Below are 14,477 nucleotides of genomic sequence, written 5' to 3'. Positions count from 1 at the left end.
CTCTGCTTTCAGCTCCTATTTCAAACGCAATATTTCATAAAATAGATGAGCTTTTTTCATCTGAATTCGTTATAGTATAAGCTAACGCATCCATTGAAGCGCAGGCCGAAACCTCTACGAGTTTCGGATACCATGTAGGCATCTGCGTAATTTGGAGCTGGCTCGCGAGGTCGCTTCAATCGTCCGGAAGCGGCGCCTTAAGGTGGTCGAGAAACGTCCGGAGCGCGGACGGCACCTGTCGGTGCGAAACGTAGTATGCATGAAAACCCGGCCCAGTAGACGACCAGTCCGGCAGCACCACTTCGAGCAGACCAGCCGCCAGTTTGTCCTCGACGCGTGCGCGCAGGCAGTAAAAGAGACCGCCCCCCTCCTGCGCCATGCGGATGGACAGTTCTGAATCCCCGAGCGTGAGCAGTCCAGGGACGTCTAGGGTAACCATGCGGTCTCCGTCGCCAAGTTCCCATTTGCAGACGTGGTCTGTACCGGTTCGGATCCGGATGCACTCGTGCGTCAAGAGATCTTCCGGCCGCTCCGGCCGCCCTCGTTCGTTGAGATAGGTTGGAGAGCCGACGACGATCCATTCAAGTTCGGCAGTCAGACGCGACGCGATCATCCCCTCGGGAACTGTTCCTCCATAGCGGATGCCCGCGTCGAAACCCTCGGCGACCATATCGATAAAGCGATCCTCGACGCTGACTTCGATCTCGACATCTGGGTAGTTGCTGCGAAAACTGTGCAGTCGAGGAGCGATCAACAGCTCGGCGGCGTCACGCAGCGTGGTCACTCTCACCCTGCCCGTAGGACCGCTCCTGAAACTGTCCAGGAGATCCATCGCAGCCTGGATGCCGAGGAAACGGGGCTCTAGTTCGGCAAGCAGTACTTCGCCGGCGGCGGTGAGACTGATGCTCCTGCTTGTCCGATGAAACAGACGGACGCCGAGACGGGCCTCCAAACCCCTGATCGAGTGGCTGAGAGCGGAGCCGGAAACGCCGCGAAGCGCGGCCGCCTTTCGGAACCCCCCCGCCCTCGCGATCGCGACGAAAGTTTCAAGGTCGGCCAGATCGGCCCGCGTGGATACCATGAGTTATGGATACTCCCACTTCGACTGAATAAGATCGCCCTGGCCGACGCCGACCTTGCTTCAGACGGCTGGTATCTTCAATCCTTATTCATCTAACCTGGCTTTGGTATGTGATGACCACGGAAGCAGTCAAAAATTTGACATTAGTTGATCCATGTCGGATCCGGGGAGCTACGACGGGAGATGGGCCGGGTCGCTGAATAATAGCACCTCCGGGATTAATCGTCATGCAATGAAGATCATCTTGTCCACAGCCACGAGAGACGGCACCGGTTGGAACGGATACCACCTCCGCGCGGGCGGCCTGACGGTCCCGGAGGTTCAAGTTCTGAGCTTTCGAAAACGCCGGCTACCAGTCCTGCCGGGTTGGATGGACGACAATGTCGTTGATCGTGATCTCCGGGGGCTGATCTAGGGCATAGACCACGGCTTCAGCCACCGACGACGGCGGAATACCTTGCTTGTTGAGCTCTCCGGCGATCTTTCTGCCCGTCTCGTCATGAACCTTGTCGGCCCAGCCGGTATCGATCACGCCAGGGCTGATCATAGACACCTGGATCCCACTTCCCACGCCCACCTCCTTTCTGAGGCTTTCGGTGATACCGCGTATAAAGAACTTCGTGGCTCCATAAACGCCTGCCGCCTCGCCGACATGAACGCCGGCGATAGAGCTCATATTCAGGATGCGGCCGGACCGGCGCTCCAACATCGACGGCAGCACGGCGGCAATCGCATGTAGATAGCCACGCAGGTTGGTATCGATCATCTTGTTCCAATCGCCGACCGCGGCATCCTTCCAATAGGAAAAGAGCATGAGGCCCGCATTGTTGACCAATATATCGACCGGGCCGTACGTCGTCGTGGCGAACGGGACGAGGGCCTTGGTACTCTCAAAATCCGTGGCATCGGCAACCTTGTAGCTGGCAATACCTCCGGAACCGGCGATGTCTTCGACAATCTGACTGAGGCGTTCCTCATTGCGGCCGGCAAGGACGACGCGCGCACCTTTTTCCGCCAATCCTTTGGCGGTCGCTGCTCCAATGCCCGAGGAAGCTCCCGTGACGATTGCGACCTTGTCTTTCAGATGTGCCATGATGTGCTCCTTCACTGCGGTTGGGTCAGTTCGGCTTGCCGGGCGGCTTTAACAGGCTCCGGGGTCGTCCGGTTTTCCAACACCTGCCGCTTGGTTTTCTGGTCTCCGCCGACGACATGGTCGATGTCGTTCATGAGGGCCTCGAAGCCCTGCTTGGCGACGAGCGTCTTGTCGTTTTTCTGCTGGCCACCGAGCTTAGTATCGCCCATCCCAGCGTTCGCGTGGAAGTCGCTGTTGGTGGCGCCCGGAAGGAGTGCCGTCACCGTGACCCCGGTCGAGCGCAACTCCTCGCGCAGAGATTCCGCGAACATGTAACCGAATGCCTTCGACGGGCCGTAGACGGTTTCGTATGGCGTGGGCAGGGTCGCCGAAACCGAGGAGGTGATGAGGATCCTGCCGCGGCCGTTCTTGACCATATGTTGGACGACGCGTTTGGCCATATGGACGGTCCCAGTGACATTGATTGCAAGCAGGCGAAACTCATCCTCGAGATCGTTATCGACGAAGGCGCCGCCGATACCGATACCCACGTTCAGAGCCGCGGCTTCCAGTGGGCGCCCCAGCCCCTGCGTGAAGGTCCAGAACCCCTCAACGCCATCGTATGTCGAGGCATCCGCTTTGAACGGATACGCTTCGGCGTCAAGGCTTCGTAGCGCATCGGCGGCCTCGTTTACCTTGTCGCTTGAGCCTGAAATAGCGACGTCAAATCCATTCTTGGCGAATTGTTTGGCAAGCTCGAAGCCTATTCCAGATGAGCCGCCCGTGACCATTGCGAGTGGTTTATTACCAGTCATGATTTCACTCCTTTGGTTTTATCAGCACCTCGATCGCCTCGAGGCGCTGGTGACCTAATGCCCGTGGAGCCGGTTGGTTACATGAGCAAAATCGATCGGGGCGGTGAGCAAAAATCAACCACCGATCTGGCAGACACCAGAAGTGAGGGACCTTTTGGTCGCGTCCGCAGCCAAATTGACGAGGCATTCCCGACGTCACGAAGGCACCCAAGAGTGAACACGGCTCATCGGTGCGTGCGATCCAGCTCACTTCAAGTGGTCGGCGGAGTGCCCTATGTTGTTAGGGAGGTTGAGCTGTCGTTCGCAGCCAGCAGATATGGTCCGAGCACACAAGCGCCCGCGTAGCGCTGACGCACTTCTTGCGATGGTGCCGTCGGCCGAGAAAATCCACGCGACGGCGTGTCCGGCCCACCTTCCAGCGGTGACGGCCAATGACGGGAAGACAATGATGAGCGAGAGAATGAACAGCATCGTTGCTCCTGGCCGCGTTGCGGTCATCACGGGAGCTGCGAAGGGCATCGGCTTGGCGATCGCGAGGGCTCTCGCGGCCCGCGGCATGAAGCTCGCATTGCTGGATCTCGACGCCGACGCACTTGAGGATGTTGCCTCGGCACTCGATACGGACATCCTGATCGTGAGCGGCGACGTATCAGATCTGTCGGCACTAACTAGGTTGCGGGACAAAACGATTTCGCGGTTTGCTGACGTCGCCGTCCTTGTCAACAACGCGGGCATTACGCAAGGAGCCGGCCCCTGGGATGATCCTGCAAAGTGGCGACGCCAAATCGATGTAAACTTCGGAGGTGTTTTAGCCGCACAACACGTCTTCGTGCCCCACATGATCAAGGCAGCCCGACCATCGGCGGTCGTCAACCTCGGCTCCAAGGAAGGAATTACAACTCCTCCGGGCAATGCCGCCTATTCGGTGGCAAAGGCAGCTGTCAAGGTCCTGACCGAACAGCTGTCGCACGCGCTTTTGAAGGAGACGGGAGGTCGTGTATCGGCTCATCTCCTCGTCCCTGGCTACACGTGGACGCCCATGAACATCGCACTCAAGCCGCATGGCGCTGCCAAGCCCGATGAGGCATGGACCGCTGAGCAGTTGGTGGAATACTTCCTGGCCCGTCTGCTCGAGGAGGACTTTTACATCATTTGTCCCGATAATGCGGTTACGTCGGAGATAGATGCCAGACGGATCCGCTGGGCGGCCGACGACATGATCCTGAACCGGCCGGCGCTTTCACGTTGGCACCCCGACTGGATGGATAAATTCGCAGCCTGGTTGAAGGCAGACCACTGACGGTGGAATGTTTGTAGAGGAGTAATCCAATGCCCAGACCCCATGTAATCTGTCACATGATGTCGCCACTGGACGGTCGATTGATCGTCAATGATTGGGCTGAGGCGACCGGCCATTCGGTGGAGGAACTCGTGAAGGTCTATGACGACCTGCATGAGAAGATTGGTGCCGACGCCTGGCTTTCGGGAAGAGCGACAGGCGAGGAATTCGCAGACGCCGTCGACCGTCCCTATGAAACAACCGGCACAGTACCGCGGCCGATCCATAACGCCAACCCGGATGCCAACGAGTTCGCTGTTATCGTTGATAAGGACGGTCGGCTACGCTGGGACAAGAACGACATTGAGGGTGCTCAACTTATCGTCCTGACAGGATCTGACGTGGATGATGCTTACCTGGCGGGCCTCACCCAGGCTGGCGTTTCCTATATCGTATCCGAGAAAGATGGCGTCGATCTGAAAAACGCGCTCGATGTTCTCGGCACCGAATTCGGTGTGAAGCGCTTGATGCTGGAAGGCGGGGCGCAAACCAATGGCCATTTCTTGAATGAGGGTCTTGTTGACGAGGTCAGCCTAGTCATCTTCCCTGCGATCGGAGGCAAGTCGGATACACCGGCCATATTTGAGGGCGGCGAGGATGGGCTTGCCGGCGGGGCGAGGCTCACGTTTATGAGCGCCGAAGCCGCTGGCCTCGGCTCCGTCCATCTGAGATATCGCGTTGAACGTCCATAGGAGAAGCCCACAGGAGAAGATTGTGGAAGGGCTCCCCCCATCAAGGGCCGAACTTGAGATTCGGGGACGGGTGCCGCCTTGCGCGGCATCTACCCGAAGGATCGTTGGCCATATTCACTTCCTCTCCTGCGATGCCACTCTAAGCTGCACATTGGATCCTTCCAAAGCCGCGCGGACGTCGATTGTCGGTTCCTGGTCGGTGATGATAACTTCGAACTCGTCAATGGTGGCCAGGACATGAAGAGCAGTATGATTGAAGCGCTTATGGTTTAAGAGCAAGCAGCGACGCGCGGCGCTTGCAATCATCGCTCGCTTCGAGCGGACAACGTCATCATCCATATGGTAGACGCGCAATCCAGAAACTGCCGGCGTTGAGATAAAGGCGATGTCGGCGCTGAGACGCGACAATGCCTGTTCGGCGACGACGCCGAAAAAACCATTGAACTTCATCGAATAGCGTCCACCGACCGCAATCAGGTTGATCCCTGATTCCGTCTTGAGCCGATCGATGACCGCCGCATTGTTGGTGATCACCGTCAGCGGTCTCCTCTGTGGCAGCAATTCCCCGAGCACCGACGCCATAGATCCGTCGTTGACCATCACCGTCATGCCGGGCTCGACGAGTTCAAGGGCGGCCTCTGCCATCCGGCGCTTGGCCTCGCCCTCCTGCTGCTGGCGAAACCGGAAATCGCTTTCGAAATGGCCTCCTGCCTCGATCGTTGCCCCGCCGCGGACCTTGCGAAGCATCCCTGCCTGCTCAAGATCATCCAGATCCCGGTGGATGGTCATCTTGGATACAGCGAACCGATCGGATAGGTCGTCCAGATCCACTACCCTCTGCGCGACCAACAGGTCCATAATGGCCTGCCTCCGATCATCTCTCTTCATATTCTAGTCCTCCGGCGCACTAATCCGATCCTTTAACATCAAGATCCGACGCTACAAATCACATGCAAACATCATTTTTCGTTAGTTTGTGTTGCTCTATTCGACAACGCCCCTGACGCTGCTGGCATGATGGGACACGTGAAGACGCATGATGGTGCGATTGCACCACTCCATGCATGGCCGAAGGCGCTCATTTTCTAACGAAACAAGGATGGTTTGGAGGTTCAAGCGCAAATGTCGTCGCCATGGAGAATGGTCCCGCGCGTCAGCCGCGCACGGAAGATGGAGGCCTTGTCCTCCAGGGTGAACATCGCGGACTACCGGGCCGTCATCAAAGCGGGCGCGAATATAGGGCTTCTTCACCGGGCAGATCACCGTAGCGGGCAAGGTGTTTGGAAAAGGCCGGAGTCACTGTGAACTGACACCCGGCCTTTTCTCTGCTTATCGCCTTGGGAGGACGATTGTGAACGATGCAGCTTGGCGTTCGCGCTGCTTCAAATCGATCAAACTCTTGATACGTCTCCGTCGGCCACACAAATCTCGACGAGCATGAGCTGGCGAGCCGTCAGACGCGACGGATAGATTTTTGACAGCTGCTCCTCGTGCATGGGAACAATTCGTCGTTCGTCCATACCAACGATTTTGAGCATCTCCTCGGCGGACTCGATCAGACGTGTCTGGCTGCCATTGGCAAGGCCCGGCGGCACAAAGCAGGGATCGGTGGCGTCCTCACCCGTGAGGTTGCTGTAGGTGTAGATGACGTCGCCGGACAGGATAAACTTGCCGTCTCCACCGCCGGTCTCCACCACCACATATTGCGATCCTGCGGTATGGGTGTCGAATGCCGGATAGACGTGAACGCCTGGCACCAGGTTTTCCCGCTCTCCCTCCACCAGCTCCAGGCGGCCTTCGATATTTGCCTGGGTCAGATAGAGGATATCCGCCGGATTCAGTCCGGCCTGCAATGAACGGAAGCGCCGACCCTTTGCCAGAATCCACATCCAGGATTCCAATTCTTTCTTCTGAATGAAAATCTTAGCATTTGGGAAGAACTTTAGGCCGCCAATGTGATCGAAGTGCGCGTGCGTGAGGATGACATGCGTGACGTCCTGGGGCCTGATCCCGCATTCCCCGAGAACGATTTCCGGAGGCGTCCAACCGGTAACGCCAATCGAATTGGCGATCTGGCCTCCGAAATCGGCGGCGTCGTGACCGGCATCAACCAGAACGACTGCATCTCCTGTCTTGATGAGAATGTATGCGAACGGCAGGTTCATCGTGCCCTGATTATGGGCGCCGTAAAAAACCCCGCTGACCGGGTGCACCGGGCTTCGAGAGTATTCAAGCACCCAGATCGAATGCGTTCCCATGGTCTTCCTCCCCATGTCCAAGGGACCCTCCACAGCATGCTGTCGTGTCGAAGGTCGACGTGCCTAAGATGGCGGCCGATCGTTTCAGCTGGATCGCCGCATTTGAAAGCAGCCCCAGCAGGGATGCATCTGAAACCAGGACACCGCGCTGCAGGTGCTCCTCCGCCTCGACAAGCAGGCCATCTGCCCGTCCAAGATGGTAGACTGCGTGGCCCTGTCCTGCGAGAAAGCGCGAGCCCGCAAGCGAGGAACGGACGGATCGCTTTATCTCTGTGGCGCGATCGGCGAGTTCTCCAATCAAGAGGCGCATGCTCTTCTCCCTCAATGCCATATGCATGAAGGAGTAGATCGCGAGAAGCTCGCCATAAGTCCTGACGAGCGCCTCGAGGCATGCGCGCGCCTCCGGCGATGGAACCGAACCCACGAGCGCTTCGCAGCGGAAGCCGCCGAAAACGGTGCCTCCGCGGGCCATCATCGTACAGCCGTCGGCAGCGGAGCGTTTGACGGAAGAAGGCTCGCTTCAGTCAAAGCGTCCCAAAATGCAGGGGGTATTGTCTCGTTGATCGCCTTGACGTTCTGCTCGACTTCCAATGCGCTCTTTGCACCCATGACCAGCGTGGCCACTGCCGGATGCGCATAAACGAATTGCATCGCCGCTGCAGGCAAGCTCACCGCAAATCTCGAGCAAATGCTCTCGATGGCCTTGACCTTTTCGACGACGGCCGCAGGAACCTTGCCGTAATCGTAAGTGGCCGCGGGACCGCCGACGCCTGTCGCCAGAATTCCGGAATTGAAGATCCCGCCGGCGATCACGGAGACGTTCCGCTGGAGCAACTCGTCGAACGCGGCCTCAAGCGGGGCATGATTCAAAAGGGTGTAGCGGCCGGCGATCAACGAGCAGTCGATCGGAAATTCACGAGCGACACCGACCACGGAGTCGGTTTCGTTGACCCCCAAGCCGATGGCTGAGACGGCTCCGCTGGAGCGAAGCTCGTCCAGTGCCTTATAACCGGAGGCCCGCAGCTGATTCCAATAGAACTCGCTTTGGTCGCCGTGCCATGCCCGACCAACGTCATGCACGAGAAGAACGTCGATATAGTCCAATCCGAGGCGCTGCTGGCTGTCTTCGAATGCGCGCATCACGCCATCATAGGTGTAATCGTAGGTATCGAGAAACGGAAGCGGGTCGATCCACTCGATGCCGTAGACGGTTTCAAGCTTCTTTGTCCTGCTGGCGGGCTTCAATACACGACCAACCTTGGTGCTCACCACCACGTTTTCGCGCAGCTTGTTCGCCCTGAGGGCATGGCCAAGATAATGCTCCGATTTCCCAAAGCCATACATTGGCGCGCAATCGAAGTAGCGGATTCCGACCGCGTAGCCAGCGAGGATCGTCGCTTCGAATTCGCCGTAGGAGACATCGGCGTTGAAGCCAGAGAGCGGCACCGTGCCTAGCCCCAGCGAAGTTACCCGCACTTTGCTTTTTCCGAGCGGTCTAGTTTCAAGTTCGGTCATGTGATCATCCCTAGATGTCGGTAGGAGGCGTCGAAGCGATGTAGCTTCCGCCATGCCGTCATTGTTTGATTAAAGCCCGTGCCCCAATGCGTGCCAGGTCGCGCCGGCGTCTGCCGCCAACCTCACCAGAAGGACCTCCGTGGCCTGACTCCTCAATCAGCAAGGTGTAAGGTATAAGGTCATACCTATAGAGGCAAGCGTTTTTTGCATGCCGCCATCCGCATTTGGCGAATCGCTTAAAAATGCCGCCTACGCGCAACGGGGCGCGGCAGCTCGTCTCAGCCGATCGTTGATTGCCCTGCCAAGGCCAATCAGAGGCACAGGGGCGAATGCAATCACGTCACCCGCGCCGGCCAAGGCGTCGGCTTCACTCATGGCGGTGTAGAGGTTGCGGGCAGCTTCCTGAAGGTCACCGGAAGAAGACAGCGTCATTTGACAGCCCTCGCACCCCGGTCCGAAACCGACCCAGACCATATTGGCGGCAGGACGGTCGACATTCATCTGAACGGCGGCTTCCGGAGCATAATGGCTCTTTAGCTGGCCTGGTGCCGAGACCTTTTGGGGGCCAGTGTCCTCGTCAATCGGGCCGAGTAACGCTTCCAGTGCCTCCCGCGGAACTGACCCGTGGCGTAGAATGATCGGAGATCCGACCAAAGACAGAATAGTCGATTCCAGGCCGTGATCACATATGTCTTCTTCCACGATTCCCGAAATCCGTCCGTCCAACTGGCGGACAACTTCCACGAAGCGGGTCGAGGTGACCTTCCCGGAACGATTGGCTGAAGGCGCTGCCACCGGAAATCCGACGGCCCGGATCAGCCGTTGGGCGACACTCGACGAGGGAAATCGGATTGCGACATTTTTCATGCCCGCGGTAACTGCGGTTGCGAGCCCCGCGTCTTCCCGCTTTGGCAGGAGCAATGTCAGAGGTCCCGGCCAAAAGCTGGCAGCAGCCAACTCTGCCTCCGGATTGAAATGTGCCATCCTGCGCGCCATTTCCACGTCCGAAACGTGGATAATCAGGGGATTATGCCGCGGGCGTCCTTTGGCTTCATAGATGCGCTCGATCCCGGCGGGGCTGCTGGCGTCCGCGCCGAGCCCGTAAACCGTCTCCGTCGGAAACGCGACAACTTCGCCATTTCGCATGAGCCGGGCGGCAGCTTCAATCGCGCTGTCGCTGACGTCAAAATGACGGGTGGTGGTCATCTTTTTCCTCGCGCTGGTTCTGGAAGGGAGCAGAGATCGATAGACCAAAGCCATTGGCTCAGGAGGCCCGGTTCGGCGTGCCTCCTGACAGCCTCAACGTCGTCCCCGCTGAGCCAAACTCAGTTCAAGCCGACTACGCTATGCGGCACGTATGGCTCCTCGAGTTCGCGGACCTCGTCGTCGCTTAGCTTGACGGCCAAGGAAGCGACGGCATCCTTCAGATGCTGTAGCTTCGTTGCGCCGATTATAGGAGCCGTCACGCCCGCCTTTGTGTTAAGCCACGCCATCGCAACGAGGGATCGCGGGACGTTCTTGTCGTCTGCAATCTTTGCGACGACGTCTACGACGCGGCGATCCGCCTCGTCCGCGTGACCGTAGAACCGAGCGGTGACATTGTCGGTCTCGGACCTCAAACTGCTTTCCTCCCAAGGCCGGCTGAGGCGCCCGCGAGCCAGCGGACTGAACGCGATGATCCCCACCCCTTCAGCTTTACAGAGCGGCAACATCTCCCGCTCTTCCTCGCGATAAAGGAGGTTCATCTGAGCTTGCATCGAAACGAAACGCGACCATCCGGCAGCGTCCGACTTGTAGAGCGCGCGCGCAAATTGCCATGCGTAACAATTGCTGGCTCCGATGTAGCGAACCTTGCCGCTTCGAACGAGATCGGTCAGCGCTTCCAGCGTCTCTTCGATCGGGGTCGAATTGTCCCAGAAATGAATTTGGTAGAGGTCGATGTAGTCGGTCGCCAGCCGCTTGAGGCTGGCCTCAGCCTCCGCGATGATTGCCTTGCGGGAAAGTCCGACCGCATTCGCTCCGTTGCGCATCTTGCCGTAGACCTTGGTGGCAATGACAACCTCATCACGCTGCACCATCTCCCTGAGCAGCTTGCCGATGATCTCCTCGCTGGTGCCGTCCGAGTAGGCATTGGCCGTGTCGAAGCAGTTTATGCCCTGTTCGAGTGCCTCTTTGATAAATGGCCTACTGTCGTCTTCGGACAATGTCCAAGCATGGTTGCCGCGATCGGCGACGCCGAAACTCATGCAACCGAGAACCAGTTGCGAAATTTTGAGACCTGACCGGCCAAGCTGACGATATTCCATCTGTCATCTTCCTTCTGATACGGTTTTAGAGCCGAACTTGGCGAGCGACTGCGCCAGCTCTGGATGAGATTTGGCATATTCATGGAGATCGATCCCGGCGACCGCGGCATCCCAGGCCGCACGAACCGCTCTGACACCCGCCGACGGCCCGCCGGGATGGCTGACGACGCCACCACCACAAAGGTAAAGGTGGTCAAGCGTCTGCTCCGTCCTTCGATAGGTCTCAGGCGCCTGTCCACCCCATTGACCCGAACAAACGACCGGTAACGGGCGGTCGGCATCACTGAAGATCGGTTTCTGGAGATCATGGAACGACTGAACGAAAGACGCGTCCGGCTCCCAGTATTTGGCGGCAATGCCGTTGATCTGGAATTGGTCGACGCCGAGAAGTCGCCAAAGCTGTTGGTAGACCGAGAAATCGAACCCAAGACCAGGATGTCGGGTGAGAAGATCCCAGCCGTTGCGATGGGCGTGCAAGACAAGGGACGACCGCCGACGCAGGAACAGAAAAGCGCCCTTGCCGATCGAATTGATGTTGATGACGGCGGCGTTTCCACCCTCGCGCACGACCAGGTCGTGCTTGCGAACCATCTCGTCGGGATCGACGTCGGAAATGCCGAAGGCATACATCACCTTCTTGCCGGTGCGCTGCTCCTGATCCCGGACGATCGGCATGATCGCTTTCACCCGCGCCTCCAACGAGGAGTACGGTGGCGACATCAGTTTCTCGTCGTCCTTGATGAAGTCGACACCGGACGCGACGAGTTCAGCAACCACCTGCGCCGTTTCGTCCGGGGTGAGGCCGAGCGCGGGCTTGATGATCGTGCCGATGATTGGCCTATTGTAGACGCCGGTCAGACGCCGGGAGCCTTCGATCCCAAATTGAGGCCCCGGGTAGACGCCTTCAAACTCTGGAGGCAGCTGCAGGCCGACGACCCTCAGCCCGGTGAATTCCTTGATCGACCAGACCCCGCCCAATGCAACCGTGGTGACTGCCGCGAGGTCAGTTCCGACGGCCTCCAGGGGATAGGCGATTGTTGTCTCCGCTCGGTTGAAGACTTCGCCCGCTGCAGGGAGCGAGGGAACCTCGACAGAGTCCAGTTTCTCGAAAGCGACCACGCGCGCGGCCGCGCGCGCCTTCAGTTGCGGCGTCTCTCCGGGCAGGTCAACAAATGTACCCGTCGACTGGTCGCTTCCGATCTTGACCGCCAAGGCCTCAGCGCTCCCGGCGGTCTCAATCCGATAGGTGACCAGAATGTCCGAGGGCCTGCGCTGAGCCAGATCCATCGCGATCATGCCTCCGGAACTGGCGCGGCTTCAGGGATGAGGCCGGACGACTTCAGGTCGGCCCAGAACGCAGCCGGAACCGGCGTCGAGATCGCGGCGACGTTTGCGACGACGTGTTCGGGCGCCAGCGCTCCCTGTACCACCGCGGTCACTGCAGGATGTGCGTAGACAAATTGTGTCGCTGCAGTCGCAAGCGAGACGCCATGGCGCTCGCAGACGGCTTCGAGCGCCTCGACCTTGCGGACGATCGCTTCAGGCGCGGGCTGGCAATCGTAGGTGCGGGTGGTTGTCATCGACTTGCTACCCTCGGCGAGGATGCCGGAGTTGTAGATGCCAGCCGCAATGATACCGATGCCGCGACGCTGCATTTCTGGATAGAAATGGTCGAGAGCGCCGTGGTTGAGCAGGGTGTAGCGCCCGGCGACCATGGAGCAGTCGAGATCAAATTCCTCTGCCACCTGCAGGACCGACGCGGTTTCATTGACGCCGAGGCCGATGGCCTTCACGGAGCCTGTGCTGCGCAGCTCGTCACACGCCTTGTAACCGCTCGATCTCAGCGCCGAAAGGTGGGTGCTATACGCCTCGCGGTGCCATTCGCCGCTCACGTCGTGGAGATAGAGGATGTCAATGTGGTCCATACCCAGGCGCTGCTGGCTATCTTCGAAAGCGCGCATGATGCCGTCATAGGAATAGTCGTAGTCATCGACGAATGGCAGCGCCTTCACCCAGTCGATGCCGTAAAGGCTCTCGGCGCGCTTTGCGCGGCTTTCCGGCTTGAGTATCCGCCCCGCCTTGGTGCTGACCACGACCTTGCCGATGAGATCGTTGTTGCGAAGGACATGGCCGAGGGAATGCTCGGACTTTCCAAGGCCGTAAAGGGGCGCGGTGTCGAAATAGCGGACACCCAAGTCGTATGCCTTGAGGACGACCGCTTCGAAAGTCTGGAAGCTCACATCGACATTGCACCCACCGAGCGGCGAGGTACCCAGCCCTAGCGAGGTCAGCGTCACATCGGTCTTTCCAACTTTTCTCTTCAACATGATGGTCGATCCTATTTCCCTGGTGTAAGGCGGACGGCCGTACGGGCCGTCCGCCGTTGTCCGATTACATGTACTTCTCGACATTGGTGGAATCGAGCACGAGCCACGGCACGACGTAGTCCTTCTCGGTGCCGCCCTTCCATTCCATCAGCGAGCCCCAGATTTCGGACTGCGGCTTGTAGCTCTCGCCCTTGATCGCCCGCAGTGCGAGGTCGACCGCGCCCTGGCCTTCGGCGCGGGCGTACTTGTAGAGGCTGACCGCCATCTCGCCCTTCTTCACGGCGCGCTTTGCGTCCGGAATGCCGTCGATCGCAAGAACGGGAACGGTCTTGAGATCGATGCCGGCGCTCTTCATGGCTTCGATCGCGCCAAGCGCCATCTCGTCGTTTTCCGCAAGGACGCCGTTGATCTCACCCGGGTGTGCGAGCAACCAGTTCTCCATGAGCGCCTGACCCTCGGCGCGGCTCCAGTTGCCTGTCTTGTCTTCGATGAGCTTGAGGTTCGGGAACTTGGCGAGACCAGCGTCTATGCCTGCGCGGCGCTCGATCTGGGCCGACTGGCCGATCGGACCCTCCATGAGGACGACGTTGCCGCCGTTCGGAAGGCGCTTGGCGAGTTCCTCAGCGATGATCCGGCCGCCTTCGGTATCGTTAACGATGATGGACGCGGTGTATTTCGTCGACTTGGTCTTGAGCGCCGACACGATAAGCGGGATTTTCGCTTCGGCGGCCTTTTCGATCGGCGGCGCCGAGGCCTCGAGGTCGAAGGGTGACATGATGATCGCGTTGAATTGTTGGGTGATCGCTGTGTCGATCTGGTTCGCCTGTGTCAGTGGATCATACTTGCCGTCGAAAACGGTGATCTCGACCTCGCCCGATTTGACGGCGGGATGGTTCTGGATTTCCGTCGACCAAGCCTTCATGTACTCGCCGGACTCACCGAACGAGAGAGCCGCGATCCGAATTTTGTCCTGCGCGAAGGCGAAGTTCCCGCCAGCCAACGTCGCTACGGCGATTGCCATACCCACACCCGCATTGAGCAGGTTCCTCCTAGACATCTGCATTTCATATTC

At 58.8% G+C, this 14,477-nt stretch carries 14 protein-coding genes and 1 pseudogene; 3 read left to right on the top strand and 12 right to left on the bottom strand.

All coding sequences use genetic code 11. From position 1 onward, the window contains the following. Window positions 1-175: 175 nt before the first annotated feature. The 3 genes from ACD590_RS37820 to ACD590_RS37810 all read right to left on the bottom strand — a co-directional run bounded on the left by ACD590_RS37820 (window position 176) and on the right by ACD590_RS37810 (window position 2,968). A complete protein-coding gene (locus ACD590_RS37820; RefSeq protein WP_004129742.1) occupies window positions 176-1,081 on the bottom strand; it encodes a LysR family transcriptional regulator in 906 nt (301 codons plus the stop codon). 349 nt (window positions 1,082-1,430) lie between these two features. Beyond that, window positions 1,431-2,189, bottom strand: coding sequence for an SDR family oxidoreductase (locus ACD590_RS37815; protein ID WP_245303124.1), 759 nt, complete (start codon window positions 2,187-2,189; stop codon window positions 1,431-1,433). Further along, window positions 2,186-2,968: an SDR family NAD(P)-dependent oxidoreductase gene (locus ACD590_RS37810; protein ID WP_028753504.1), complete on the bottom strand. Its 783-nt coding sequence runs from the start codon at window positions 2,966-2,968 to the stop codon at window positions 2,186-2,188. Before ACD590_RS37810 ends, ACD590_RS37815 begins: the two co-directional genes overlap by 4 nt. A gap of 448 nt (window positions 2,969-3,416) precedes the next feature. On the opposite strand from ACD590_RS37810, the gene ACD590_RS37805 reads away from it, so the two are divergent. Both ACD590_RS37805 and ACD590_RS37800 read left to right on the top strand, forming a co-directional pair. Further along, window positions 3,417-4,268 carry an SDR family NAD(P)-dependent oxidoreductase gene (locus tag ACD590_RS37805; protein WP_040140034.1) on the top strand — a complete coding sequence of 284 codons (852 nt, stop codon included), beginning with the start codon at window positions 3,417-3,419 and terminating at the stop codon, window positions 4,266-4,268. Window positions 4,269-4,297: 29 nt separating this feature from the next. Beyond that, window positions 4,298-4,999 (top strand): RibD family protein, encoded by a 702-nt coding sequence (locus tag ACD590_RS37800; RefSeq protein ID WP_064843716.1) that lies wholly within the window; start codon window positions 4,298-4,300, stop codon window positions 4,997-4,999. Between the two features lie 114 nt (window positions 5,000-5,113). Here ACD590_RS37800 and ACD590_RS37795 read toward each other — a convergent pair whose 3' ends face one another. Beyond that, window positions 5,114-5,887 (bottom strand): DeoR/GlpR family DNA-binding transcription regulator, encoded by a 774-nt coding sequence (locus ACD590_RS37795; protein ID WP_040140030.1) that lies wholly within the window; start codon window positions 5,885-5,887, stop codon window positions 5,114-5,116. Between the two features lie 230 nt (window positions 5,888-6,117). Between ACD590_RS37795 and ACD590_RS37790 the strand changes: the two are divergent. Then, window positions 6,118-6,278: pseudogene (locus ACD590_RS37790) on the top strand (Re/Si-specific NAD(P)(+) transhydrogenase subunit alpha); the annotation flags it as partial. A 112-nt stretch (window positions 6,279-6,390) separates the two neighbouring features. Here ACD590_RS37790 and ACD590_RS37785 read toward each other — a convergent pair. From ACD590_RS37785 to ACD590_RS37750, 8 genes are all read right to left on the bottom strand, one after another. Further along, a complete protein-coding gene (locus ACD590_RS37785) occupies window positions 6,391-7,257 on the bottom strand; it encodes an N-acyl homoserine lactonase family protein (protein ID WP_040140026.1) in 867 nt (288 codons plus the stop codon). Further along, window positions 7,229-7,732, bottom strand: coding sequence for a hypothetical protein (locus ACD590_RS37780; RefSeq protein ID WP_237359381.1), 504 nt, complete (start codon window positions 7,730-7,732; stop codon window positions 7,229-7,231). Before ACD590_RS37780 ends, ACD590_RS37785 begins: the two co-directional genes overlap by 29 nt. Then, window positions 7,729-8,772: an aldo/keto reductase gene (locus ACD590_RS37775; protein ID WP_096771277.1), complete on the bottom strand. Its 1,044-nt coding sequence runs from the start codon at window positions 8,770-8,772 to the stop codon at window positions 7,729-7,731. The genes ACD590_RS37780 and ACD590_RS37775 overlap by 4 nt, the downstream gene beginning before the upstream one ends. A gap of 249 nt (window positions 8,773-9,021) precedes the next feature. Next, entirely contained in the window at window positions 9,022-9,978 is a 957-nt protein-coding gene (locus ACD590_RS37770) for an L-threonylcarbamoyladenylate synthase (RefSeq protein WP_064843713.1), read from the bottom strand. A 119-nt stretch (window positions 9,979-10,097) separates the two neighbouring features. Then, window positions 10,098-11,078: an aldo/keto reductase gene (locus ACD590_RS37765; protein ID WP_064843712.1), complete on the bottom strand. Its 981-nt coding sequence runs from the start codon at window positions 11,076-11,078 to the stop codon at window positions 10,098-10,100. A gap of 3 nt (window positions 11,079-11,081) precedes the next feature. Continuing rightward, entirely contained in the window at window positions 11,082-12,365 is a 1,284-nt protein-coding gene (gene oiaX, locus ACD590_RS37760) for a 3-oxo-isoapionate-4-phosphate decarboxylase OiaX (protein WP_096771285.1), read from the bottom strand. Between the two features lie 5 nt (window positions 12,366-12,370). Beyond that, window positions 12,371-13,405 (bottom strand): aldo/keto reductase, encoded by a 1,035-nt coding sequence (locus tag ACD590_RS37755; protein ID WP_064843711.1) that lies wholly within the window; start codon window positions 13,403-13,405, stop codon window positions 12,371-12,373. Between the two features lie 64 nt (window positions 13,406-13,469). Then, window positions 13,470-14,468: a substrate-binding domain-containing protein gene (locus tag ACD590_RS37750; RefSeq protein ID WP_004129775.1), complete on the bottom strand. Its 999-nt coding sequence runs from the start codon at window positions 14,466-14,468 to the stop codon at window positions 13,470-13,472. Between the last annotated feature and the right edge of the window lie 9 nt (window positions 14,469-14,477).

Origin of the sequence: Rhizobium sp. 862_C5_N1_2, assembly GCF_051811205.1 — a bacterium.
In the GTDB taxonomy this organism is placed as follows: Bacteria; Pseudomonadota; Alphaproteobacteria; order Rhizobiales; family Rhizobiaceae; genus Rhizobium; species Rhizobium leguminosarum.
Note: the sequence above shows the minus strand (reverse complement) of the source record. Positions and strands in the feature narration are given on the sequence as shown.